Origin of the sequence: Tepidibacillus decaturensis, from assembly GCF_001561915.1 — a bacterium.
Classification (GTDB): domain Bacteria; phylum Bacillota; class Bacilli; order Tepidibacillales; family Tepidibacillaceae; genus Tepidibacillus_B; species Tepidibacillus_B infernus.
This window is the reverse complement of record NZ_LSKU01000001.1, coordinates 2,372,502-2,397,302: the sequence shown is the minus strand read 5'-3', so window position 1 is coordinate 2,397,302 and position 24,801 is coordinate 2,372,502. Positions and strand designations below refer to the sequence as shown.

24 protein-coding genes are annotated in these 24,801 nt (G+C 36.7%); 22 read left to right on the top strand and 2 right to left on the bottom strand.

Annotated features, from left to right (window positions below):
• Positions 1-165: 165 nt before the first annotated feature.
• The 8 genes from U473_RS11205 to U473_RS11175 all read left to right on the top strand — a co-directional run bounded on the left by U473_RS11205 (position 166) and on the right by U473_RS11175 (position 6,071).
• Positions 166-849: a Crp/Fnr family transcriptional regulator gene (locus U473_RS11205; RefSeq protein ID WP_161937330.1), complete on the top strand. Its 684-nt coding sequence runs from the start codon at positions 166-168 to the stop codon at positions 847-849.
• Between the two features lie 15 nt (positions 850-864).
• Positions 865-1,614 carry a nucleoside phosphorylase gene (locus U473_RS11200; RefSeq protein ID WP_068726391.1) on the top strand — a complete coding sequence of 250 codons (750 nt, stop codon included), beginning with the start codon at positions 865-867 and terminating at the stop codon, positions 1,612-1,614.
• 16 nt (positions 1,615-1,630) lie between these two features.
• Entirely contained in the window at positions 1,631-2,233 is a 603-nt protein-coding gene (locus tag U473_RS11195) for an ECF transporter S component (protein WP_068726389.1), read from the top strand.
• 13 nt (positions 2,234-2,246) lie between these two features.
• Positions 2,247-3,014, top strand: a complete 768-nt coding sequence (locus tag U473_RS11190; protein WP_068726387.1) for an energy-coupling factor transporter transmembrane component T family protein — start codon at positions 2,247-2,249, stop codon at positions 3,012-3,014.
• Entirely contained in the window at positions 3,011-3,853 is an 843-nt protein-coding gene (locus U473_RS11185) for an energy-coupling factor ABC transporter ATP-binding protein (protein WP_068726385.1), read from the top strand. The genes U473_RS11190 and U473_RS11185 overlap by 4 nt, the downstream gene beginning before the upstream one ends.
• Positions 3,850-4,554, top strand: a complete 705-nt coding sequence (locus U473_RS11180; RefSeq protein ID WP_235589111.1) for an energy-coupling factor ABC transporter ATP-binding protein — start codon at positions 3,850-3,852, stop codon at positions 4,552-4,554. The genes U473_RS11185 and U473_RS11180 overlap by 4 nt, the downstream gene beginning before the upstream one ends.
• Positions 4,494-4,688, top strand: a complete 195-nt coding sequence (locus U473_RS15280) for a hypothetical protein (protein ID WP_235589110.1) — start codon at positions 4,494-4,496, stop codon at positions 4,686-4,688. The genes U473_RS11180 and U473_RS15280 overlap by 61 nt, the downstream gene beginning before the upstream one ends.
• A 480-nt stretch (positions 4,689-5,168) precedes the next feature.
• Entirely contained in the window at positions 5,169-6,071 is a 903-nt protein-coding gene (locus U473_RS11175; RefSeq protein WP_068726382.1) for an NAD-dependent epimerase/dehydratase family protein, read from the top strand.
• Positions 6,072-6,252: 181 nt separating this feature from the next.
• On the opposite strand, the gene U473_RS11170 is transcribed toward U473_RS11175, so the two are convergent.
• Positions 6,253-7,077 (bottom strand): hypothetical protein, encoded by an 825-nt coding sequence (locus U473_RS11170; protein WP_068726380.1) that lies wholly within the window; start codon positions 7,075-7,077, stop codon positions 6,253-6,255.
• A gap of 138 nt (positions 7,078-7,215) precedes the next feature.
• On the opposite strand from U473_RS11170, the gene U473_RS11165 reads away from it, so the two are divergent.
• The 10 genes from U473_RS11165 (at position 7,216) to U473_RS11120 (ending at position 18,098) form a co-directional block, all read left to right on the top strand.
• Complete coding sequence (locus U473_RS11165) at positions 7,216-8,307, top strand: MraY family glycosyltransferase (RefSeq protein ID WP_068726378.1); 1,092 nt, start codon at positions 7,216-7,218, stop codon at positions 8,305-8,307.
• Between the two features lie 19 nt (positions 8,308-8,326).
• Entirely contained in the window at positions 8,327-9,337 is a 1,011-nt protein-coding gene (locus tag U473_RS11160) for an LCP family protein (RefSeq protein WP_068726375.1), read from the top strand.
• Positions 9,338-9,496: 159 nt separating this feature from the next.
• A complete protein-coding gene (locus tag U473_RS11155) occupies positions 9,497-10,726 on the top strand; it encodes a glycosyltransferase (protein WP_068726373.1) in 1,230 nt (409 codons plus the stop codon).
• A complete protein-coding gene (locus tag U473_RS11150; protein WP_068726371.1) occupies positions 10,713-11,219 on the top strand; it encodes a lipid II flippase MurJ in 507 nt (168 codons plus the stop codon). The genes U473_RS11155 and U473_RS11150 overlap by 14 nt, the downstream gene beginning before the upstream one ends.
• A 7-nt stretch (positions 11,220-11,226) precedes the next feature.
• Positions 11,227-12,267, top strand: coding sequence for a murein biosynthesis integral membrane protein MurJ (gene murJ / locus U473_RS11145; protein ID WP_161937329.1), 1,041 nt, complete (start codon positions 11,227-11,229; stop codon positions 12,265-12,267).
• Positions 12,268-12,290: 23 nt separating this feature from the next.
• On the top strand, positions 12,291-13,505 hold the full coding sequence (locus tag U473_RS11140; RefSeq protein WP_068726367.1) for an O-antigen ligase family protein: 1,215 nt from the start codon (positions 12,291-12,293) through the stop codon (positions 13,503-13,505).
• Between the two features lie 152 nt (positions 13,506-13,657).
• The gene (locus tag U473_RS11135) at positions 13,658-14,803 is read left to right on the top strand and encodes a glycosyltransferase family 4 protein (protein WP_068726364.1); all 1,146 of its coding nucleotides are present in this window, start codon (positions 13,658-13,660) and stop codon (positions 14,801-14,803) included.
• Positions 14,800-15,909: a polysaccharide pyruvyl transferase CsaB gene (gene csaB, locus U473_RS11130; RefSeq protein WP_068726362.1), complete on the top strand. Its 1,110-nt coding sequence runs from the start codon at positions 14,800-14,802 to the stop codon at positions 15,907-15,909. Before U473_RS11135 ends, csaB begins: the two co-directional genes overlap by 4 nt.
• Positions 15,910-16,006: 97 nt before the next feature.
• Entirely contained in the window at positions 16,007-17,311 is a 1,305-nt protein-coding gene (locus U473_RS11125) for a nucleotide sugar dehydrogenase (protein ID WP_068726359.1), read from the top strand.
• Between the two features lie 46 nt (positions 17,312-17,357).
• Positions 17,358-18,098, top strand: coding sequence for a WecB/TagA/CpsF family glycosyltransferase (locus tag U473_RS11120; RefSeq protein ID WP_082732512.1), 741 nt, complete (start codon positions 17,358-17,360; stop codon positions 18,096-18,098).
• Between the two features lie 136 nt (positions 18,099-18,234).
• Here U473_RS11120 and U473_RS11115 read toward each other — a convergent pair whose 3' ends face one another.
• Positions 18,235-18,909, bottom strand: a complete 675-nt coding sequence (locus U473_RS11115) for a YigZ family protein (RefSeq protein ID WP_068726357.1) — start codon at positions 18,907-18,909, stop codon at positions 18,235-18,237.
• 445 nt (positions 18,910-19,354) lie between these two features.
• Here U473_RS11115 and U473_RS11110 point away from each other — a divergent pair, with 445 nt between their 5' ends.
• The 4 genes from U473_RS11110 (at position 19,355) to U473_RS15275 (ending at position 24,761) form a co-directional block, all read left to right on the top strand.
• Positions 19,355-21,922 carry an S-layer homology domain-containing protein gene (locus tag U473_RS11110; protein ID WP_068726355.1) on the top strand — a complete coding sequence of 856 codons (2,568 nt, stop codon included), beginning with the start codon at positions 19,355-19,357 and terminating at the stop codon, positions 21,920-21,922.
• 219 nt (positions 21,923-22,141) lie between these two features.
• A complete protein-coding gene (locus U473_RS11105; RefSeq protein ID WP_068726353.1) occupies positions 22,142-23,611 on the top strand; it encodes a stalk domain-containing protein in 1,470 nt (489 codons plus the stop codon).
• A 281-nt stretch (positions 23,612-23,892) separates the two neighbouring features.
• Positions 23,893-24,318: a hypothetical protein gene (locus U473_RS11100; protein WP_082732510.1), complete on the top strand. Its 426-nt coding sequence runs from the start codon at positions 23,893-23,895 to the stop codon at positions 24,316-24,318.
• A 50-nt stretch (positions 24,319-24,368) separates the two neighbouring features.
• Positions 24,369-24,761: a hypothetical protein gene (locus U473_RS15275; RefSeq protein ID WP_235589109.1), complete on the top strand. Its 393-nt coding sequence runs from the start codon at positions 24,369-24,371 to the stop codon at positions 24,759-24,761.
• Positions 24,762-24,801 lie beyond the last annotated feature (40 nt).

Below are 24,801 nucleotides of genomic sequence, written 5' to 3'. Positions count from 1 at the left end.
TGTTGTATGGACATATAATTTTTGAAGATTGCTATTATTTTGAATCATCAGATTTAATTAATGCAACGCTAGTGATCAGAATTATTAAATAAAATGGAGACATATAGGACACATGTCCTATCCCTCCATCGTACATATCTTTTAAAATTAAGGAGAAAGATGAATTTGGAAAAGATTATCAAATTAATTGAAGAAAATAAACATTTATATGAAATTTTGAAAAACTGTCCTTTTCGAATTTTAAAACAGATGGATGTTTATCACTTTCAACAAGGAGATGTTGTGATCAATCAAGGTGAGGTGATTGATCGATTTTATATCATTGTTGAAGGAACTGCTAACATTTATGTAATGTCCGAAAATGGAAGAGTCTATTCTCAAGCCATTTATCAAAGTGGAGACTTTATCGGTGAAATAGAAATTTTTGACCGATATCCTTCTGTCTCAAACGTAAAAGCTCTATCGAACCTTACTTTAATTGGAATTAAGGTTGAAGATTTCCTTGAGTGGCTGAATATCGATAACCATATGAGCTATTATTTTAATCGTAGTCTTGCAAAATATTTATATAACCTAGCTACAAAGTCGGGTGTAGATAGTTTATATCCACTAAAATATCGCTTGTGCAATCTTTTATTAAAGGAATTGGAACCCAACCGTAAAAACAAACAGATCATCCGTATCAGCAAAAATCAGATAAGCGAACAACTTGCGGTCACCTTAAGAAGCGTAAATCGTATATTGCGTGAGTTAAGAGAAAAAAAGATTATCCAATTCATAAACGATGGGATTAAGATTCTCGATATTGATCGTCTAAAGCAAGAAAGGGAAAATAGTATGTTGGAATAAGAAGGGAGAAATAACATGTCCACTGAGTTACAACCACATATTCAGTTAACAAGTGAAATAAAAGCAAAATACGCATTACTTCCAGGAGACCCGAAAAGAGTGGATAAGGTTAAACAACATCTACAACATGTTCAAGATTTAGCTTACAATCGAGAGTATAAGAGTATTTTAGGCTACTATAAGGATATTCCCATCCTAGTGGTGTCCACAGGAATTGGTGGGCCTTCAACAGGCATTGCCATTGAAGAACTAGCGAATATTGGGGTAAGCACACTCATACGAATTGGGAGTAGTGGTGCATTACAAGATTATATTAATCTAGGTGATTTAATTATTGCTACAGGATCCGTTCGCGATGAGGGAACTTCGAAAGCTTATATTGAATCTATTTTTCCAGCCATAGCTAACCATCATCTAGTAGCTGCATTAAGGCAAGTGGCAGAAATCCAAAATATTCCGTACCATATGGGGATTATACGAAGCCATGATAGTTTTTATACAGACCAAGAGGACAATATTGATGAATACTGGTCTAGAAGAGGACTATTAGGATCTGATATGGAAACGTCTACATTATTTGTCTTAGGAGCATTGCGAGGAATACAAACCGCCTCTGTATTAAATGTTGTCGTCCCGTCAAAAGGGAATCTACAAACAGGCATTAACAACCTTGTTGAGGGAGAAAAGCTATCTGCACAAGGGGAACAAAATCAAATCAAGGTGGCCTTGGAGGCAATTGCTTCCATTCACAATAAATCTAAATAAAGAGGAGGATTAAGCTATGGGTAAAAACAGTATGTGGACAATAAAGCTTTCAACTGCTGCGATTGCGCTGATCCCAGCAGCAATAGGGATCAACTATTTAGGGAAATTATTTGCAGGTTTGTTAAAACTACCATTATGGCTAGACTCAATTGGTACCATCTTAGCAAGTATGTTAGCAGGGCCAATTATTGGAGCTTTATCTGGAATCATTAATAATATTATATTTGGTATAACGGTCGACCCTATTTCAACCGTATATGCAGTCACAAGCGGTGCAATCGGTTTAGTTGTTGGGATCATGGCTTACAAAGGGTGGCTTAAAAACTTAAAGTCTGTAACTATGATGGGTTTAGTCGTTGGTTTAGTTGCTGCAGTCGTTTCCACTCCATTGAATATTATCTTCTGGGGAGGCCAAACAGGTAACGTATGGGGAGATGCATTTTATGCGTTTCTCGTATCCTATGATCTCCCAATGTGGCTAGCATCCTTTGGCGACAGCGTAGTCGTTGATGTACCAGATAAGGTTGCAACTGTTATTATTAGTTATTTTATTTTCAAAGGCTTACCAAAGAATTTTAATACAATTTTTCGAGGCAGTGAGAAAATCGAAGAACTATAAAAGGATGATATAGATGAGCTCGATGACCCTGTACGTAGAAAAAGATTCAGTCATACACAAAGTAGCTCCGCTTACGAAAGTCCTGTATGTGATGGTGAGTATCGCCATCACATACATTATTCCAGAACTTGAATTTGTTCTATCCGTTGCGATGACAAGTTTACTTATTCTTATCTTAGGAAAAGTGTTTCGAAAAATTTTGCCGGCCTTAGGACTTAGTATGATCTTAATTATCTCAATTATCGTTGTCCAAGGTTTTTTCCATCCTGAAAACCAAACCGTTCTATTTTCAATCGGTGCTGTAACCTTTTTTAAGGAAGGATTAAGCATTGCAGCACTCATCACGTTACGTGTGATGAATATGATTATGTCATTTGGGATCTTAATTCTGACAACCAAGCATGATGAAATGGTAGAAGACATGATCAAAAAGGGACTCTCTCCTAAAATCGGGTATGTCTTTTTATCTGTTTTACAACTGATCCCCCAAATGCGTGGAACAATGGAAAAAATAACCGATGCCCAACGTTCAAGAGGAATGGAAACAGAAGGGAATCTACTCGTGCGTATGAAAGCATTTTTCCCGCTTATTGGACCCGTTGTACTCAATTCCTTAAACAGTACGCGTGAACGGGCCATAGCACTTGAAGTGAGAGGCTTTAATACAGGAATCAAAAAGACCTTTTTAAACGAAACGAAAAAGTATAGTTATCAAAAAACAATTCAGGTTATATTATGGACAGCTCTTATCGCTGCTATCGTTTGGAGGATCTTATCATGAGCATCATTCAAGTAGAAGGATTAAAATATAAATATCCTGACACCGATCACCTTGCATTGGATGATATCACTTTTCAAGTCAAACAGGGAGAATTTATTGGTTTAATTGGCAGAAATACAGCAGGGAAATCATCTCTTTGCTTTGCACTTTCTGGCCTTGTTCCTCACTTTTTTAAAGGGGCATACGGGGGAAATGTTATCGTAAATGGACTAGAAGTCAAGCTGCATGAAGTAGGAGAAATTGCTGCTCATGTAGGACTTGTGTTTGAAAATCCTTTTTCTCAAATGACGGGATCAAAATATACCGTTTTTGAAGAAATCGCTTTTGGATTGGAAAATATAGGAATAGAAAGAGATGTTATCTTAGATAGAATTGAGGAAAGTCTTGAATTACTGGATATTTCCGCTATTAAAGACAAAAATCCTTTTGATCTATCTGGAGGACAAATGCAAAGAGTAGCTATTGCCAGTGTCATTGCGATGAAACCAAACATTCTCATTCTCGATGAACCGACATCACAATTAGATCCACAAGGGTCTGATGAAGTGTTTAAAGTGGTGGAAAACCTTACGAAAGAAGGAATTACCATCATTATGGCAGAGCATAAGATTGAGAAGATGGCACAATATGCAGATCGAATTTTATTGATGAATGATGGAAAATTAATCGATTTTGATATTCCAGCTAAGGTGTTCTCCCGTGATGATTTAGAGGCCCATGGAATCGTCGCCCCAGCTGTTACTAGGATTAGTAGGGCTCTAGGGATTAAAAATAAACAAACAGGTCATTATCCCATTACGATTCAAGAACTCTATCATGAAATTGGTGATAAACTATGAAATCACTAGAAATTAAGAATCTTCATTTTTCCTATACACCTGAAAATGAGGTTTTAAAAGGAATCAATTTACATCTAGGTAGCGAACCTACAGCAATCATTGGACAAAATGGTGCTGGAAAGTCTACTTTTGTAAAATTGCTCAAAGGCTTATTAAAACCTACAGAAGGTGAAATCATTTTTGACGGGAGAAATACGAAGGACTATACAGTGGCTAGTCTTGCAAAACATATCGGTTTAGTATTCCAAAATCCAAATGATCAAATTTTTAAGAACACGGTCATTAGTGAAGTGATGTTTGGCCCCTTAAATATTGGACAGGATGAACTGCAAGCAAAAAATAATGCTTTTCAAGCCCTTAAAAAGGTTCATCTAGAACAATACATAGAAACGAATCCTTATGATTTAAGCTTATCTGAGAGAAAAATGATTACCATTGCATCCATACTCGCAATGGACACGGATGTAGTCATATTCGATGAACCCACTATGGGGCAAGATCATGCAGGAAAACAAATATTAAAAAAATCATTCGAGAACTTCATGAGCAAGGAAAGATCGTCCTATGTATTCTTCATGACATGGATTTTGCCGCGGAAATTTTTGAACGGATCATTGTCTTCAACCAAGGAAACGTACTCATGGATGGATCAAGTAAAGATATTTTTGCCCAAAAAGAAAAACTCCAAAAAGCACACTTAGAACAACCATCTGTTACTCAAATTGCCCATGAACTCGGGTTAGAAGGAAGCTATATCACTGACGAGGAAGTGATTAGTGTGCTGAAAGAACGGATAGGGAAAAAAGAGACTGGAGGGTCAGACAGCAATCCCTGACAATCAGATTTCAGATCCTTTTCCTGCTGAGCTTATAAATGGAACTGGAAGAAATCGATTTAAGTGAAGAAGAAAAACGCCAACTAAAGAATAACTTAGAATTTGTGTCGTGGGAGGAGTATATATTCTGACGATTGACAACCGTGGTGACGTATATAAATAATCACTAAGATTTAAAGACCTGCAGGTAGCAGGTCTTTTTATGCTTTCAATTTGAATCCAGACCAGCGGCTATCACTATATCCGGTTAAAGATTGGTGGTATTCATCGCTCATTGCCCAAGCCCCCTTTTCTTTAAGCCTTCTTTATTCTTCTAAGTTATATGAAAAATTGGAGCAGGAAGAAACAAAAGTTTGGCATTTTGGTATCCTTTTTTCTTTTTGTTAAAACCTAATGACGTATAACAAAATCGGATGTAAAATAGAGAAGAATTTGAAACTTTATCTGCATAAGACACGTCTAATTTATTGAGGTGAAGTCATGAAAGTATTAGTAACAGGTGGAGCCGGGTTTGTCGGTTCCCATATTGTAGATTTATTGATTGAACAACAACATGAAGTGAGTATTGTAGATAATTTGACGTCTGGGAAAAAGGAAAACCTTAACCCCAAGGCTCGTTTTTATCAAGTAGATATTCGTTCACATGAACTAGATCAGGTATTTGAACAAGAAAAACCAGAGATCATTTATCATCTGGCGGCACAATCGGTGGTTCCCCCATCGATCAAGGATCCACTATATGATGAGTCGGTGAATGTGGCAGGAACGCTTCACATTTTAGATTTAATGAAGAAGGTGGGCTCTAAGAAAATCATCTATTCTTCCTCAGCGGCCATCTATGGGAATCCCGTGTCATTACCCATTAACGAGGAGCATCCGATTCAACCCGTTTCCCCTTATGGATTATCCAAGTGGATTGCAGAGCAATATATCATGCTTTACCATCGCATGTATGGCATCGATTATACGATTTTACGTTATGCTAATATCTATGGCCCACGACAAACACCAGAAGGAGAGGGTGGAGTGGTTTCTATCTTTGTTGATAAGTTGAAAAAGGGAGAAACGCTTACGATCAATGGCGATGGAAGGCACACAAGGGATTATATCTATGTTGGCGATGTTGCCAAAGCCAATCTTGCAGCGATGACAGAAGGTAGTCAAGCGATCGTCAATATTAGCATGGGTAAAGAAACATCTTTATTAGAGCTTATTCAACAATTAGAAGCAGCCTTTGAAAAACAGGTAGAATTTGTTCATGGTCCTGAAAGAGAAGGAGATATTGTCTACAGTTGTTTAAATCCGACAAAAGCAGCTAAAGCCTTACATTGGCAAGCCAACACTTCCTTAGCCGAAGGACTTAAACAGACGATTCAAGGCTAACGATATCAATTTTGACAACAATGAATATGGTTACTGACACCAAAGAAAAAAAGAGCCAAGAATCAATATCTAGCTCTTCTTCTACATTGACTATTTAGATACTAGGATATGAATTATTCCATAAGTAGCGACTTTTGGAGTGTATCGACAACGGAGCGTGTTGGAATATACAAATCTGTATTTACTTGATCGCTTTCGCTCGCTCTAAAACATCCTGAGGAATAGCTGGTTCTTCCAGATCTTGATAATCTTCATTTTCACTAAAATAGGTGTCGATGTTATATTCAAACACTTCACCGGTTTCAAGGTTTTCGATTTTGTAGATCGAATAGACTCTTCTTGGTAATAAGGAATCAGGGTAAGCTAACATTTTGATCGTTCCTTCTTTAAAACGCATTGGGAAGGAAAGGTTATCTGATTCTAAAATCGTTGGAAATGTCCTTGATAAATAATTCGGATCGACTGAGAAAAAGAAGACGACGAATTTACCACGGTTTTCTGATTTATAGTGTTTGGCATAACGATTTAACAATTCCGCATTCAACGGCAATAATTCTAACAATTGAAACGAATCTTTTGATTGAGAAGTCCAAAGGCCTGTTTCTCGATTTTGGGTGAGATAAAGCCCGTTTTTAAAAAAGGTCTCTTGTATCGGGAGTAAAATCATATTTCCCTTTGGATCTTGGGATAAAGAGGTCTTTTCCTCTACTTCTTCTTTGTCTTGCTGATCTATATTTGTAAATTGTAAGACATTACGGAAGTTTAGATATTTACTCCAGGCATCATAGGTTCCTTCCCGCTTCATCTGCCATTGTTCGGTAATTTGGCCATTGTTATATTGATTCACTGCAAAACCAGATTTAAAGTTCACTACATGAGTATGATTGATTTTGTCTATGACTGAATCATATAACTGATTCATTGGGTGTTCTGTTCGAATGGCCATTCCAATATAAAGAGAGAGAATAACTGCGGCAATCGAAGAAAGAAGCCAAATTTTTTTCATTATGTATGTTCCTTTCTGCTCGTATTTACAATTTCAAGAAAAATAGCTCTTGTCTTGTGTACGATTTTTATAATACAATCAAGTTTGGATTAAATCTAGTGTTTTTTAAAAAAAGAAAGATAAAGAAGGGGATCAATCATGACTTGGTTCTTCATTTTTGGAGTTCCGTTAGTATTGTCCATACTATTGACACCGATTATAAAAAAAATAGCGATAAAAATAGGTGCAGTTGACCATCCAAATGCAAGAAAGGTGCATACAAAGGTGATGCCTCGAATGGGTGGGGTAGCCATCTTTCTAGCAACGACAATTGGCTTAATTCTTTTTGCACATGAAACCGAGGAACCGTTGTTATGGATACTTTTAGGTAGTCTTGTGATCGTGATCACAGGAATCATCGATGATATTAAGCCTTTGTCTGCAAAAACGAAATTAGTCTTTCAAATCATCGCTGCAGCGATTGTTGTATCTGGTGGGGTAAAAATTCAATTTATTACTGTTCCAGTCTTTTATAAAATCATCTATTTAGGTGAATGGAGCTGGTTGGTCTCTATCCTTTGGATTGTGGGTATCACCAATGCCTTAAATCTGATTGATGGATTAGACGGATTAGCTGCAGGTGTTTCTTCCATTGCTTTATCAACAATATTTATTATGTCTTTAATAATGGGAAATACTATGGTTGCAATCATCACATTAGTCTTATTAGGTGCTACCATCGGTTTCTTATTCTTTAACTTTTATCCGGCGCAAATTTTCATGGGAGACTCCGGTTCATTATATCTGGGATTTTTCCTTTCGACCTTGTCGATTTTAGGTTTTAAAAACATTACCGTCGTTTCTTACTTGATTCCGATTGTCATTTTAGGAGTGCCGATCTTTGATACGATCTTTGCGATCATTCGCCGTTTTCGCTTAAAATTACCAATTACGGCACCAGATAAAAAACATCTTCATCATTGCTTAATCGATATGGGCTTTTCCCATCGTAAAACAGTGCTGATTATTTATGGAATCAATATCTTGTTTAGCTTGGCAGCCATCTTTTTATCGCAAACCACGGTATGGATCGGGATTATTGTGATGACCATTCTTGTTCTTTTCGTCTTAATTGGGGTGGAATGGACAGGAATCCTTGGTGAAACAAAAAAACCAGTGACTCGTTTTATTGTAGGAGTGGGTAGTTGGTTATTTGGGATTGCAGTCAATAAGCCTCATATCCGAGGTTAATGCGTAAAGGATGAATTAGATGAATAATCACTTAAAGAGAACAGACAGATGGAATCAAAGAAAAGAAAATAAAAATAAGTGGAAAAAGGGAATAAAGATTTCCCTTCTTTCTTTTTTGGTTTTATCCCTTTTATTAGGGGGATATCTTTTTTATACATTTAATCAATTTGGTTCAAGCATCTTTCGCAATGCACAAGGGGAAAAACCAGATCAAACACAGGATAATGAATTTGGGATTTCTGATCTGTTTACCAATTCCTTTGATCGGCCACTGAATGTACTTGTATTAGGGGTAGATGCCAGAGAAGATCAGTCTTTTGAAGGGGCTAGGTCAGATACGATCATGGTGATGAGGATTGATCCAAAGACAAAGCAAGTAGCAACTGTTTCTTTTCCAAGGGATACTTATGTACGTATTCCTAAATACGGATATCAAAAAATTAACCACTCGATGGCTTATGGTGGGATACCGTTATTAGAAGCAACGATTGAAGAAAACTTTGGGATCACGATTGACAACTATATTGCGATAGATTTTGTTGCATTTACAGAAATTGTCGATGCCTTGGGTGGCTTAGAAGTTTATACGCCATCTAGTATGTACTATATTGCCAGTGATATTCAAGTAGAGTTAACCCCCGGATTTCACCATTTGAATGGCGAGGAATTATTAGGCTATGTTCGTTATCGTCATGATGCAGAAGGGGATTTTGGTCGGATTAAGAGGCAACAGTATGTAATTCGAGCTTTAGCAGAAAAAGCTGTCAGTGCAAAAACGATTCTGAAGGCACCAAAGCTTTTAGATATTTTAGGCGAACATATTAGTACTGATTTATCTAAACAGGACTTATTCTCAATTATGAAAACTTATCATAGTTTTTCCAAGGCAGATTGGCATCCAATGACCTTAAGTGGAACGCCAGGGAGATCTTCACGGGACAATCTCTGGTATTATTACTATGATGAGGAAGACAAACAAAAGGTTTTGGAACATTTAGATAAATATAGCAGTGTAAAACAATTTGAGTAATCTCGTTCAATAATGTTGTAGATTCTTCTTTCCCTTTAGGGAAAGATTTTTCTATAACTGCAAACACAAAATCTTTAAGAATAATGCATGGGGTTTGTATGAAATACATGGACAACGGAGCGCGTTAGAATATACAAACTTAACGAAAGGGGTAAGAGGATGGAAAAAATCATGCTTGCCATCTCAGCAGGGGAATGGGAAGGAATTCAGCACCGTCCCCACCATTTCATGAGAAGAAGTGCAAAGACTGGGTGGACAGTGATTTATCTAGAACCACCTGCAACATTGATTGCACCATTGAAAAATAAACAGATGTTAAATCGTTGGAGGAATTGGTTAAAAGGATTACGCTATGTAGAAGATGGAGTCTATTTGTTGGCACCACCTCCTACCTTACCCTTTGGCAATAAAATTCGTGTGATTAACAAAATCAATCAATGGTGGATAGCGAAAACGATCAAACGGGCATTGAAAACAAAATTTTCCGATGGGAATCAAGAACCTATTCAAATCGATTTGTATGCTTTTTTACCCAATGCAGTAGACCTTCTCCCTTATTTTAATTTCCGTAAAGTCATATATGATTGTGTCGATGATCATGGTGCTTTTACAGGGTTAATCAATGCAGACCTAGTTTACCAAATGGAAAAGGAATTAATGGGACAAGCAGATCTTTGTTTTGCCACTGCAAAACAATTGATGGAAGATCGCAAAGATTGGAGCAAACATTTTTACTTGATTCCAAATGGAGCAGAATATGAGCATTTTGCCAGAGAAGGAAAAGCAAAAGGAGAAGGAAAAGGCACAGATGCTGGCATAGTCGAAATTCCAGAAGAGTTACAGCAAGTTCCTCATCCGATCGTTGGCTTTGTCGGAGGAATTAGTGACTGGATCGATATTCCCCTTGTAACAAGCGTAGCAAAGCAAATGTCAAACATTTCTTTTGTCTTTATTGGTCCTGTTGCAACTAATGTGGATGAATTAAAACAATTGCCCAATGTGACGATGCTAGGGGCTAAACCTTATCAGCAGCTGCCTGAATATATTGCTCATTTTGATACTTGTTTGATTCCGTTTAAGATTAACAAACTTACAGAAAGCGTCAATCCAATTAAACTATTTGAATACTTATCTGCAGGAAAACCAGTGGTTTCTACACCTTTACCAGAAGTTGTTGCTTATCAAGAGGTGGTAGAGATTGCCGGAAATGACGAGGAAATGATCGAAGCGATTCGCCGAACCATTCAATCCAGTGAAAAAGAAAAGCAAAGAATCGAAAAAAGACAAGAGATTGGCAAAGCCAATTCCTGGGATGCAAGATGGCAACAAGCGGTTAAATATATTGAAGAGGGACAAGCTGAGGAGAACAGAACATATGTCACAAGCTAAGAAGATACTAGGTGCAACGATTCTTTTAATGGGCGTTACCTTTTTAAGTAAAATCATTGGCTTTTTACGAGAAGTATTTATTGCTGCAGAGTTTGGGACAAGCCACCAAGCAGATATTTTTGTAGCGGTATCGACAATTCCCAATTTGCTATTAACCATTACTGGTGGAGCTTTATCTGCCGCTTTAATTCCTTTGATTATTCGCTTAAGGAACCAAAAAGAAACCGAACGTTTAAAAAAACTGGTTAGTAGTACGTTTACCTTAACAAGTCTTGTAATGATCGGGCTTGCTTCCTTGCTTTTCCTCTTTGTTGAAGAGTTTGCAGGGGTTTATGTAATGGGGTTTGGTGAAGAAGCAAAAAATCTAACGGTTGAAATGATCCAAATCATTATCCCAGCACTGATTGCGATTGGCTTAATCAGTTTGTTTTCATCGATCCTTAATGCCTATCAGCACTTTCTCATCCCTAGTCTTGGGCCGATTTTTTTATAGTACAGGGGTGATAATTGCTACTGTATTTTTTGCCAAGTCTTATGGGGTCAAAAGTTTAATCATCGGGATGGCGGTCGGGATTGGGTTGCAGTTAATTCTAGCACTTTTTGTTACGATCAAGAAGGGGATTTCCTTTCAACCAAGAATATGGTGGAATGAAGATATTAAGCAAGTGGGGGAGCTAATTCTTCCTATCTTTATTGGTATTGGTGCCTTTCAATTAAATACGATTGCCGATCGAATGTTGGCATCTACCTTACCAGAAGGAAGTCTAGCCGCATTAAACTATGCCAATCGGGTAACACAGCTGCCACTTAGTTTGTTTGTTGGTTCGATGGTTTTACCTTTATTCCCCATGATTGCAGATAAGATCTCCAAGCAGGATATCGAAGGGACAAAGGAATTATTATCACGGAGCTATCATCTATTAGGCATTCTACTATTGCCTGTGATTGGTGTTTTTGTGGCTTTAGCAGAACCGATTATCTCGATCTTGTTTCAAAGGGGACAATTTGATGCAGATGCTGCTCAATTAACAGCAATTGCCTTGGCTGCCTATTCCTTTACGATCCTGCCCTTTGCTATGCGTGATGTGATTACAAGGGCCTTATATTCATTGCAAGATACTTGGACACCTGTGGTTAATAGTGTTATATTAGTAGCGATCAATGTAGCGTTAATGGTGATCTTTGTGCCAAGATTAGGGATGATCGCTGTTGCTGGTTCAACTTCCATTTCCTCGATTATTGCTTACATTCGTTTAAGACGTAAGCTAGTGAAAAAGATTGGAACATTAGACGTCACACAAGAGAGGAAAATTTGGTGGAAAATTTGGCGCAATGCTTTGATTTTTACCGCTATCACTTGGGGGAGTTATCAAGGGCTTCTCTTGATTTGGTCAAAGCCGATGGGTATAGAACTTTGGCTTCGTACCTTTGTAAGTCTAGCCATTGGCGGTTTGCTGTATATTTTCCTTACATTTAAAATGGATACTCCGGAAGTAGACTGGTTAAAAACACGTGCTAAGAAATTACTGCGTAAGAATTAAAGAAAGGCGGGAAAACCGACATTATGAAGAATTTACACCGTTTGTTATGGATTCTCGCAATCTACCCTTGGTTAGATTTCGGGATACGATTGGGTCTACCCTCGTTTATTGGAAGTGTATGGGATGATCTTTTCTTACTATTAATCATCGTTGCAGTATGGTTTGAAAAACGAAATGAACCAAGATATGTAGCGATTCCAAAATATGTTCAATGGCCTTTTTATACCTTTTTATTCTTTTCTATCGGATCGATAATTGTCAATGTGGTTCCGCTATCTGTAAGTATTGATGCGGGTAGAGTGGTCTTTGAGCCCATGCTATTTGCTCTACTTACCTTATATACCTTAGATGATGAAGAAATGATCGACCGTTTTATTCAGATTTTAGTGATTAGTACGGTATTGATTGCGATTGCTGGTATCATCCAATATATTTTTAAAATTGACAGCGTACGTTGGGAACATAAAAAAGATGCGGAACAGTTTCGTATCGTATCCATCTTTAGCAATCCCAATGCCTTAGCTGGGTATTTTAATATGATTCTTTCCTTTACTGTCGCATCCTTCTTATTTTTAAAGGATAAGAAACAGAAAATCTTTTACTTTCTAGCTACGATTCCAATTTTAATTGCTTTACTCCTTACTTTTTCAAGAAGTGCTTGGATTGCTTTCTTTGTGATGGCTATATTCTTTGTTTTTAGATGGAACAAGTGGTGGTTACTTGCCTTACCTGTGGTAGGAGCGATCACACCTTTTGTCATGCCAGAGAGTGTCATCAATCGTTTTGCGAAATTATTTGACCCTACTTATTATCAGATGAGCAGTGAATATGGACGGATAGCCTTTTGGATGGCTGCCTTTGAAAAAATAAAAGAAAACCCTATTTTTGGTGTGGGGTTAGGGATGTTTGGCGATTCTGTTCCCCAAAGGCATAATATTCCATTTGCCACTTGGGTAGATAATCATTATATTAAACTTGGAGCAGAAATGGGGATTCTGGGCGCAATTGCTTTTATCGCTTTAATTCTTAGCATTATGCTCGTTGCTCATATCATGTATGGCAAGGCAACAGAAGTGAAACAAAAGGTGTATTTGATGGGGATTGCTGGTGCCATCATGACCATGGCGATCGAAAACGTAACGGCAAGCATCTTAGAGGCATTAACCGATGCCGTTTACTTCTATGCCTTTATCGGAATGCTCTTCGCCCTACATTGGAAAACAAAAAAGAAAGCGTAGGCTTTCTTACCTATAAAATCTCTAAGTGTTAGATATTCTAAAAGCAGCGACCTTTGAGAGCGAGTTTTCCCTCCTTCTTTTTTAATCATGGAAAACCGCGAACAACGGAGCGCGTTAGAATATCTAACACTTCCGAAAGGTAAGTGTAATCTATGAAAATCATGCAAGTGATTGGTGGTGGGGAAAAAGGGGGCTCCCGGAATCACATCATTACCCTTTCAAAAGAATTACTAAAAAAGGGAATCCAAGTGGAAATCGTTTGTTTTATTGATGATGTGGTTGCAGAATCAGCACGAGCCCATTCGATTCCAGTCACCATTTTCCCGATGAAGCATATCTTAGATTTGCGTGCCATTCAACAGCTTCATAAATATATCAAGAAGAAAAAACCACATATCGTGCATACCCATGGGGTTCGGGCTAATTTTATCGGTCGATTAGCAACGCGAATGACAGGAATACCGGTACTTACGACCATCCATAGCTCGATTTATCATGATTATGCTCATCCATTAAAGAAGCTTTTTTATCATCGGATTGAAAAATTAACAAGGTCTTTTACCAAGAAATTCATCGCTGTTGCAGGCTCTTTAAAAAAAGAGTTAGAACAAGATGGGATATGTCCTGAAAAAATCAAGGTGGTATACAATGGATTATCCCCAGATTTTCCAATCGGCACAAAACCAGAACCTTTTTTAAGAAAGGAACTAGGTCTTAAAGAGGATATTCCGATCTTAATGACCATTGGCCGTTTGGAAAGGGTTAAAAATCAGACGATGCTATTACGGGTTTTTGCCGTATTAAAACAAAATGGCATCCCCTTTCATGGTGTGATCGTTGGCGATGGGCCACTACATGCTGAACTAAAGGAAATGGCTCATTCACTAAATATTGAACAACAGGTTAGCTTTCTTGGCTTTCGCAAAGATATTTACCCTCTATTATCAGAAGCAGATTTGTTCTTATTAACTTCCAATATGGAGGGTTTACCGATTACATTGCTAGAATCGATGGCATCTCATACTCCTGTCGTTGTAACTGATGTAGGAGGCATGTCAGAAGTGATTCAACTAGCAAGAAATGGTTTTTATGTACCAAGTGGAGATATTGAACAATTTGCTGCTCGAATTCAGGAGATTTTGGTCCAACCTGAATTAAAACAAAAGCTAGCGGTAAATGGTTATCAAACATTATTAAAACATTTTACTGCCGAACAATTTATTAAGAATACAATCGAAGTATATAAAGAAGTACAAGTTGGAAAAAAATCTGCGAGAAAAAAAGAGGTGGAATCATGAGGAAAGGTGTTACGATCGCAGGCTATTTTGGGGCGAACAATACAGGAGATGAAGCGATTCTCACCGGCATGATTCATGCCCTCAAACAGCAAGGAATGATAGATATTACCGTTCTTAGCCGTGATCCAGAACAAACCAAACAGATTCATGGGGTCAATAGCCTTTATATTGGTCGTCGTTTTGATGGCTTAGGTGCCATCTATCGGCAATTTCGCAAAAGCCAACTTTTTATCCTTGGTGGTGGTGGTTTACTACAAGACTATTCTAGTCGAGTCGTTCCTTATTGGTTAAGCCGAGTGATGATTGCTTTATTAGCAGGCACGCCTGTGATGTACTATGCCCAAGGAATTGGACCATTACGAACCAGTAAAGCACAACGTTTAGTTCGTTTGATCTCCAATCGTGTGGAATGGATTACGGTTCGTGATCAACCCTCATTAGCGTTATTAAAGGAAGTTGGTGTAAATCGTCCACCTACAGAAGTAACAGCAGATCCTGCTTTAGGGATTCAGATTGAATCAGATGGATTAGCACTACTCAAGCAGGCAGAGATTCCAATCAATCAGGAAAAGATCAAGCTAGGCATCTCCTTACGTTCCTGGGATGGAGACCATCAATATATCCCAACTCTTGTTCGTTCCTTAAAACAGTTGCAAGAAGAGTATGATGTACAGATCATCTTTTTTCCTTTTCAATTTGGCGAAGATGAAAGGATTAGCCAACAGATCTTAAATGAACTAGGAAGTGAAGAAGCCTATCTTGTAAAAGGCACCTATACCCCAGAACAAATGGCAGCGATGTTAAAGGAAATGGATGGCGTCATCGCCATGCGTTTACATGCCATTATCTTAAGTGCCATATCTCATGTTCCTTCCTTTGGCCTTGTTTATGATCCAAAGGTCTTTCGGTTTATGGAGAGGGCAAAGATCGACCAATACAGCTGGCCGATCGAAAGAATCAAGGAAAAGGAACAAGATTTTACTCAGCGATTGAAAGACTGGATGGCTAATCGCCATGAGATAAGCGAACAGATGAAACGACCTGTTGAAGAAATGAAAAAAATCGCTTTAACCAATGCTGAGATTGCCAAACAGTTGCTTAAATAATGTTTAAATATAGAGTTTAAATTACTTATCATTTTGGGTTTGTATATACAAACTTATATCATGTAGTACTTATAAATAAGTAAAGAAGGGAATATTCATGGAAAGAAAAAAAATTACAGTGATTGGCTTAGGTTTTGTAGGGTTACCCTTATCTTTAAGCTTTGCCATGCGTGGCTATGATGTGATTGGCTTAGATGTAAATCAATCCTTAATTGAAGATTTGAATAACGGGGTGACTTATCACTTAGAACAATATAACGGAAAACCCATCCAAGACATCTTGAAGGATGCATTAACTGTAGGTACATTTAAAGCAACAACAGACTATAACGAAGCCTTTGCAGAATCTTATGCTTATATTGTGACCGTAGGCCTTCCTGTAAAAGAAGGCATGCCTGTATATGATTATTTTGAATCAGCTATGATGGACCTTGGTAAAGGCTTAAAACAAGGTGATGTCGTCATTATTCGTAGCACCGTTGTACCTAGCACAACAGAAGAAATTGCCAAACCTATTTTAGAAAAACAAAGTGGACTAATTGCTGGTAAAGATTTTTACCTTGCCTATGCTTCAGAGCGTATTGCGGAAGGTAAAGCTTTTGAAGAATTTGAAAACATGCCAACTGTAGTGGCTGGAATCACGCCAGAAAGTGCGGAAAAAGCAAAAGAGGTCTTACGCCTCATTTCTAAAGCAGAAATCCATATCGCTTCTGATATGAAAATCGTTGAAGCAGCAAAAGTGTTTGAGAACGTATCTCGTGATGTTAATATTGCGATGGCAAACCAATTTGCTCAATTCTGCCAAGCACTAGGTATCGATACCATGGAAACTTTCCGGATGGCCAATACCCATAAACGAGTCAATCTACTTATTCCTGGTCCAGGTGTAGGTGGTTACTGTTTACCAAACGCTTACTATTATCTACGTCCTAAGAAAGAAGAATTAAATATTGATCTATCCTTGTTACAAATGGCAAGAATGATCAATGATCAAGTCCCTCATCGAATTGTAGATATGCTAGAATACATGTTGGAGAAGCAAGGAAAAACATTACAAGGTGCAGAAGTGAGTGTCTTAGGCTTAGCAATGAAGGATTATTCTAACGACGATCGGATCAGCCCTGCTCATGATGTTTGCAAAATTCTAGTAGACAGAGGGGCAAATGTAAAAGCATTTGATCCTGCAACCCATTCCCATGTTTCCTATGCAGTCGATTCATTAGAACAATCCGTTGATCATGCCGATGCGTTGATTGTTTTAGCAAAACAAATGGAATTTGACAATCTTGATCTCAACTGGATCAAAGAAAAAATGGAACAGCAACCGATCTTAATCGATACCAAGCATTTATTTGATAAAGCAACGGTCAAAGAACTAGGCTTTGATTATTTTGCAATTTAAAGCAATCTCATGTCTAAAAAGTAAGTGAACCTATAAGGGGATAACGATGGATACACAAGAATTGATGGAATTAAGAAAGGTTAGAATATTAGGCAAACCTGTCAATCTAGTAAATATGCAGCAAGCTGTTAATTATCTTCGAGAGCAAATGAAAAAAGGGAAGAAGCAATTTGTGATTGCTCAAAATCCTGAAAAGATCATGAAATCTTTGCAAGATGAAGAACTGTCATCGATTATTGAAAAAAAAGCGACCCTATTGATTGCAGATGGCGTCGGATTGGTGGTAGCTGGCAAGATATTAGATTTACCCCCGATTCCTCGTGTCACAGGGGTTGGCTTGTTTGAAGAGATGGTGAAAGTGGCGGATCAAGAAGGGAAGAAGATCTTCCTTTATGGCGCTGCACCTGATGTTGTGCAAAAGGCAGAAGAAATCCTACAACAACGCTATCCAAATCTACATGTCGTAGGTACTCAAGATGGCTATGAAAAGGATCATGAGAAGATTGTAAGGAAAATTCAACAAGCAGAACCAGACTATCTCTTTGTGGCCTTAGGTTCACCACGGCAAGAGAAGTGGATTGCCAAGTATTTGGATCAACTTCCCGTTCAATACGTGATGGGCGTTGGCGGAACCTTTGACGTGCTGACAGGCAATGTTAAACGGGCGCCAGTCTGGATGCAAAAGCTTGGTTTAGAATGGCTTCATCGTCTAATCAAACAGCCAACACGTGCCGGTCGGATGATGAACTTACCTAAGTTCTTGTGGAGGGTTATAAAGAGTAGATAAGATGGGATAGTGTTGATAAAGAAATGGGTTTGTATATTCCAACGCACTCCGTCGTCCGTGTATTTCTTCGAATAAATAATAAGGTAAGAAATACTCCCAAAGGTCGTTGCTTATGGAATATACAAACCCTTCATTGTTACTCAATTTCCTCTTCTTCGTCCTCTTCTTCTCCATATAAATGATAAGCTTTATCTACATAGAGAGAATCCCCGATAGAGAGGTTCGCTTGTCCATTAGTAAGATTCGTAACCATATTTACCAGCTGATCTTCTTCCCCATCAACCGCTAATAGAGTCATCATCACATTCTCAAGAAACTGTACATCATGTACAGTGATGCCACGATTCTTCATCTCATTTTCCATTTTGCCATACCAAGTGTAATCGATCGTAACATGTACCTGTCGATAAAGGATTCTCTCGATCACCCCTGCAGCCAAAATACCTTCCTTTGCGGCCTTGCCATAGGCACGAATCAAACCACCAGCACCAAGCAGAATCCCGCCAAAATACCGGGTAACTACCACAACTGTATCTTTTAGACCCATTTTTTTTATTACTTCTAAGATAGGTTTACCTGCTGTTCCACTAGGTTCCCCGTCATCATTCGCTTTTTGAAATTGGTCATGCTCCCCAATCACATAAGCAGAACAATTATGAGTTGCATCCCAATGCTTCTTCTTAATCGACTCAATAAAAGCATTTGCCTCTTCTTCAGATGTTGCATGTTTCACATAGCCAATAAATTCTGATTTGCGAATTGTAATGGACTTTTCCCCGTAGTCATTGGTTGTTAAATATCGTTTTAACATATAGTACACCTCACATAGAGTATTGTAGCATACTCATAAATATGGTTCCATTTTTAGAACATTGGGCAGTTTAGTACAAAGGTAGTAATGCAAAGTTTGCTATCTCCATGTATACTAAAACATGTTGCTAAAACGACAAAAAAAAATTTTAAAAAAAAGGTGAAACTTTTTTGCTAAATATACGTCTAATATGTTGTATAGGAAATTCATACCATATATTCAGCAAGTCAGACAAAACAAAACCCATAATCGTGAAGTATATAAGATAAACTATTTATGGAAACTTTACCCTTTACGAACTAGAAAACCCATTGTATAATCAATTAAGTAGTTTTCTAGAAGATTGTACCAATGACGATATTAACAAGTTTCTACGGTTTAACCGCCGTAGACATAAAAATATAAATAGAGATTAGTGCTCAACTCAGGAGAGGGGTGTCGGGACATGAGAGAACAGAGCTATAAAAGACTAAATAACTCTCAACCAAACAGAATTAGAGGAGGAGAAACAAAGGTTATGAGAAAACTATTAAACGCATTCTTAGTATTCGCACTTGTACTTACAATGGTTACACCTGCGTTTGCTGCAAGTACAACAGAAGACCTTGGTGACTATGCATACGCAGTTAACCGTCTATCTGCTCTTAAAGTACTTACTGGAAACGGTGACGGTACATTTAAAGTTGACTCAACAATTACTCGTGCAGAATTTGCTGCAATGGCAGTTCGTCTTCTTGGATTAGAAGCTGTTGCTAAAGCTTCTGCTGGTGCAACTCCATTTAAAGATGGTGTAGCTGATTGGGCAAGCGGTTATGTTAATGTTGCTGTACAACAAGGTATTGTTACAGGTTACGCTGATGGAAGATTCGGTGAGAAAGATCCAGTAACTCAAGCTCAAGCTCTTGCTATGTTAGTTCGTGCTTTAGGGTATGATCCAGCTGTAGCTAAAGAAGGATGGCCAACTAATTATATCGTTAAAGCTATCGAATTAGGATTAACTGATGGGGTTGACAATGTATCTGCTTATGCACCAGCAAAACGTGGTGATGTTTTCAAATTTGCAGATAATGCATTATTTGTTGATAAATACGTTCAAACAGGTACATTCAACGGTCAACCAACATATGCAGTTGCAGTTGGTAAAACACTTTTAACAGACAATTTAAAAGTTGCTAAGAAAACAGGTATTGTAGTTGGATCTAAAGCAGTTAATTTTTCTGATAAAGAACTATTAGATGGCCAAGTTGCAATTGATGTCTTAAAAGCTGATGGTACAGTAGATTCTACTGTAGTATTTAATGCTAATGATACTGATGCAGCAACATTATTAGGTCATAAAGTTTCATTCTTTGCTAATGATGATGATCTAGTAATTGTTGAAGATGGTTCAAATACTGTAGTGACTGTTCCAGCTTCTGACATTGATACAGTTAATACTACAACTTATGCTTTTAAATATGATTTAGACGGTATTGCTAAAACTTTAGATATTACTGGGGCAGAGTTAGTATTCAATGGTCAAAAAGATACATTGAATTCTGTTTCTAAAGTTGAACCGGATTCAGGTAATGTAGTATTAGTAGATAATGATGCTGATAAAGTTTATGATTTTGTATTTACTACTGATTATGATACTTTTTTAGTTCAAAAAGTATGGGTAGAAGACAAACAAATTGACACTACAAGTGGTACTAGTTTAGATTTAAGTGATGAAAATTACACTGTAGTAATCAAAAAAGATGGCAAAGAAATTGGTTTAAGTGACCTAAACAAATATGATGTAATTGAAGTTCAAGTTGGTGCTGATGCAACTAATACTCTATATACAATTAATGTATTAGATAGTACAGTAGATGGTAAAATTGAGGAAGTTGTAACTTCATCTAAAGTTGTAATTGGCGGTACAACTTATTCAGTAGCTGCAGATGAGACTACAGGTCTAACATTTGATAACAGTGTACTAGGTAAAGAAGGTACTTTCTATCTTGATAATGATGGTAAGATCTTTGAATTTGTTGCAAAAGCAGTAGAAAACAATGCAGATAACTACGCTTATGTAAAAGATACTAAAGATACTTCTGACACGTTTGCGGGAACAAAAGGCCTTCAATACAAACTTTGGTTAACTGATGGTACTACTAAAGTATTTGATGTTGCAAGTAAAGTAGTTTATACAGATAGCGTAACTACAGCAACATATACATTAAAAGATGATTTCGTTGTTTTAAATAGTGTCAAAGATAAAATGGTTAAATATGAGTTAAATGCTGAAGGTCAAGTTGATTCATTAGAAGTATTAAATCCTGATGCTGCTGCTACCGCATTAATTTATGATAAAGATGCATCTAAATTAGGTGGATATGTAGTAAACAGCAATACAGTAGTATACTTCTATGATAACGATGCTGTTGATCCATATACTGGTGATACTGGAGTATTTACTGGTGCTGATTTAAAAGATGCTGAATCATATACTACTGTCGCATATGGTGTTTCTTCTACAAAATACGCTGAAGTAGTATTTATTAGTGATGCAAGCTTTGCTACACCTTCATCTGATGCTCAATTAATCGTGGTCGACAAAGTTACAAGTGTGCTTAATGCTGATGGCGATACTGTTAACAAAGTTTATGGATTTGTTGACGGTAAGGCTGTAACTGTGTTGGCTGAAAACGGTGTAGTTGTTTCTGCTGCTAGAGGAGATGTTATTGAAGTAACATACAACTCTAAAGGCGAAATTGATAGTGTACCAGTTGTTAACTATGATGCAAGTGCTAAAACAGGTACAAAAGTTGATGCTAAATCTGATACAACTATTGTTGTTGGTGGTTTTGCATATAACTTAGCTGATACAGTATATGTTTACAATTACAATACAACTGATGATGTAGTAACTGCTACAACCTATGCTTCTATTAAGTCTGAGGAGCAAACACTTACTAACTATTCTAAAGTATATGTTCATACAAATACTAAAGGCTTAGTAGATTTAATTGTTATTGATAATGAGTAATTAGATGTTATTAAATTAAAGCACCTAAGGGTTAATCCTTGGGTGCTTTTTTGTAAATTAAACAAATATTCTACATCTATAATTAGATATCATACATATATCGACAAAAAGTAAATAATTATCCCCTATTTTTCCAAAATTTTAAGAATAATAAAGGAATATTGTCCTTTATGTCGAATGGTTTTTAGATTAAGAACAAACGTAAAATGGGGGGAAAGAATGAAAAAGTTATCGTTATTATTTATAACTCTTGTATTCACCTTTGCTTTTTCTATGCAAGTTGATGCTGCATCAAATATTGTAGTAAAAATAAATGGGGAAGTTCAATCCTATCAGCAGCCTCCTGTAATTGATAATGGATCAACTTTAGTACCAATGAGAGGGATCTTTGAAAGCCTTGGAGCTACGATTATCTGGGATGGCAATACAAAGACAGTGATTGGTCAAAAAGAAGATACTACTATTATCTTAGTGGTAGGAAACGACTTTGCTTTAGTGAATGGTAAATCAGTGAAGTTAGAACAGAAAGCGAAAATTATCAACAAAAGTACGATGGTTCCATTAAGGTTTGTCAGTGAAGCTTTAGGTGCAAAAGTAACGTGGGATGGTAATACAAAAACAGTCATCATTACCAAATCTAAAGAAAAGAAGAATCTTACCCCTCAGGAACTATTTGAACTTAATAACAAGAAAGTTGTATTGATCAAAACAGATGCAGGTTTGTTAGGAAGTGGAGTGATTATAAAGGATGGATTGGTTTTAACCAATTACCATGTAATAGAAGGCATGACTGCTGGGACAATCACTACCTCAGAAGGAAAAAAATATCAGATTGAAGGAATTGTAGTATTTAATAAAAACACAGATTTAGCTGTCATTAAATCGACGGAAAAATTTAATATTGAACCTATTGAGATAAACTCTCCAAAGACTGCAAAAAGTGGTGAAAAGATTGTAACCATTGGTAATCCTGAAGGCTTTCAAAATACCATCTCTGAAGGAATAATCAGTGGATTTAGAGAGTATTTTGGTATTCAGTTTGTACAAATCACGGCTCCTATTACACACGGAAGCTCTGGTGGAGCCTTATTCAATCAAAAAGGTGAAGTAATCGGAATTACATCAAAGGCATCTAGAGAAGGAAATCTTAATTTTGCAGTTTCAATTGACCATATTTCACATTGGCTCGAAGGTACTCTTGCTCAAGAATATGAGAATATAAAAGCATCATTTAATCTAGAAGATGTACCAAATGATGGACCTTTACCTTTAGAATATTTAGAAAAACAATTGAATACTGAAGATTTTCTAACGATTGAGTTTGAAAGCGGGACAATTCAACTTGATTTTTACAGGGCAAACAGAGATAGCAAAGGAACCATTCAAGTTCATGGTGTTATTTCAGGAGAAAATTACAAGACATATAATACAAACTATGATAAAAATGAAGAGGATCTAGGGTTATGGGTAGAAGCAATGTCTTACATCCTATATTCTATTTATCCGGAAGAGGATATTAATTTTACTGTGGCGTTTGAAGAAATCGTTAACGAAGACCCATCCGGATATTTTTCAGATAATGAGATATTTTATTCCGAAGAAACGGGGAAATGGTTAATTATCCATAGTATTATTGAAAGTAAAATTAGTGCAGAAGATGAAGAATATGATGCGAAGACTCGCCCGTAAATTAAAAAGGAGGTTGTAGGTAATCTACACCTCCTTTTTTATTATAGTATTTAAAGGTTATTTAGAATTTTTAAAAATTATAAGTAAATTTCTCGAAAATACTTGTATAATTATGAATATTTGCTATAATAGGAACATATATTCGTATCATAAATATTATGGACATAGGATTATAATAATTAACATTTTAATTAAATGTATCAATTAGTACATTTTTATTTTCAGTTTGGAATAGATAGTGTATAATTTGAATATAATAGAGGAAGAGGAGTGGCTAAAATTTGAGCTCTAGCCAAAGAAAAATATGTAAATATACAGATTTTACTCCTGATGAAATAAAAATGTATCTTGAAAAGTTTAGAAAAGCAATATTAGATGGAAAGTATATCATTTCTAAAAATCAAAATAGACATGAAAACATCAATTTTATTGAGGACTATAGAATTGATACAAAAAAGGAAAAGGAAATATTATTAGGAATTCAATATGACGATTTTTGCTACGCTGTTGATAACGAAAAAGAAGAATTTGCCCATGAGAAATTGTACATATTCAGTAAGTGTCATGAGTTAGATTACTGGGGCACTTTAGAATCTGTTGATATATATATAAAAATAAACATGACTCAGACAAGAAAAGGAGATGACTTTACCATAGTGGTCTCTTTTCATAAAAGAAATAAGCCGATTAAATATCTGTTCAAGTAAATGATTTGATAATATCAAATGAAAGATTATTATAAAGGGAGGAAACCTGAATGATAGGGTTTTGTGAAAGATGTCATGAAATGGTTGATTACTCTATTAAAGAAGAGAAAAAACAAAAAAACATCAAAGGTAAAATTGTTGAATATATAGGAAAAGAAGCTTATTGCAACAAATGTGGAAGTGAAATATTTGTGTCTGAAATTCGTGATCATAATTTAGCTATGTTAGATAAAACATATAGAGAAAAAGAAGGATTGATTTCAGTATCAGAAATGAAACTGATATTAGAAAAATATGATGTAGGGAAAAGGCCTTTGTCCTTGTTATTAGGTTGGGGAGAAGGTACATTAACCAGGTATTTAGATGGAGATATTCCCACAAAACAATACTCTGATATACTAAAAAAATCCTTAATGACCCCAATTATCTCAAAGAGATATTAGTTCAAAATAAAAATAACATTACAGATGTAGCGTATAGACG

Coding starts and splice junctions, on each gene's coding strand:
- U473_RS11200 (WP_068726391.1), top strand. CDS start 865: ATGTCCACTGAGTTACAACCACATATTCAGTTAACAAGTGAAATAAAA.
- U473_RS11195 (WP_068726389.1), top strand. CDS start 1,631: ATGGGTAAAAACAGTATGTGGACAATAAAGCTTTCAACTGCTGCGATT.
- U473_RS11190 (WP_068726387.1), top strand. CDS start 2,247: ATGAGCTCGATGACCCTGTACGTAGAAAAAGATTCAGTCATACACAAA.
- U473_RS11185 (WP_068726385.1), top strand. CDS start 3,011: ATGAGCATCATTCAAGTAGAAGGATTAAAATATAAATATCCTGACACC.
- U473_RS11180 (WP_235589111.1), top strand. CDS start 3,850: ATGAAATCACTAGAAATTAAGAATCTTCATTTTTCCTATACACCTGAA.
- U473_RS15280 (WP_235589110.1), top strand. CDS start 4,494: ATGGATGGATCAAGTAAAGATATTTTTGCCCAAAAAGAAAAACTCCAA.
- U473_RS11175 (WP_068726382.1), top strand. CDS start 5,169: ATGAAAGTATTAGTAACAGGTGGAGCCGGGTTTGTCGGTTCCCATATT.
- U473_RS11170 (WP_068726380.1), bottom strand. CDS start 7,077: ATGAAAAAAATTTGGCTTCTTTCTTCGATTGCCGCAGTTATTCTCTCT.
- U473_RS11165 (WP_068726378.1), top strand. CDS start 7,216: ATGACTTGGTTCTTCATTTTTGGAGTTCCGTTAGTATTGTCCATACTA.
- U473_RS11160 (WP_068726375.1), top strand. CDS start 8,327: ATGAATAATCACTTAAAGAGAACAGACAGATGGAATCAAAGAAAAGAA.
- U473_RS11155 (WP_068726373.1), top strand. CDS start 9,497: ATGGAAAAAATCATGCTTGCCATCTCAGCAGGGGAATGGGAAGGAATT.
- U473_RS11150 (WP_068726371.1), top strand. CDS start 10,713: ATGTCACAAGCTAAGAAGATACTAGGTGCAACGATTCTTTTAATGGGC.
- U473_RS11140 (WP_068726367.1), top strand. CDS start 12,291: ATGAAGAATTTACACCGTTTGTTATGGATTCTCGCAATCTACCCTTGG.
- U473_RS11135 (WP_068726364.1), top strand. CDS start 13,658: ATGAAAATCATGCAAGTGATTGGTGGTGGGGAAAAAGGGGGCTCCCGG.
- csaB (WP_068726362.1), top strand. CDS start 14,800: ATGAGGAAAGGTGTTACGATCGCAGGCTATTTTGGGGCGAACAATACA.
- U473_RS11125 (WP_068726359.1), top strand. CDS start 16,007: ATGGAAAGAAAAAAAATTACAGTGATTGGCTTAGGTTTTGTAGGGTTA.
- U473_RS11120 (WP_082732512.1), top strand. CDS start 17,358: ATGGATACACAAGAATTGATGGAATTAAGAAAGGTTAGAATATTAGGC.
- U473_RS11115 (WP_068726357.1), bottom strand. CDS start 18,909: ATGTTAAAACGATATTTAACAACCAATGACTACGGGGAAAAGTCCATT.
- U473_RS11110 (WP_068726355.1), top strand. CDS start 19,355: ATGAGAGAACAGAGCTATAAAAGACTAAATAACTCTCAACCAAACAGA.
- U473_RS11105 (WP_068726353.1), top strand. CDS start 22,142: ATGAAAAAGTTATCGTTATTATTTATAACTCTTGTATTCACCTTTGCT.
- U473_RS15275 (WP_235589109.1), top strand. CDS start 24,369: ATGATAGGGTTTTGTGAAAGATGTCATGAAATGGTTGATTACTCTATT.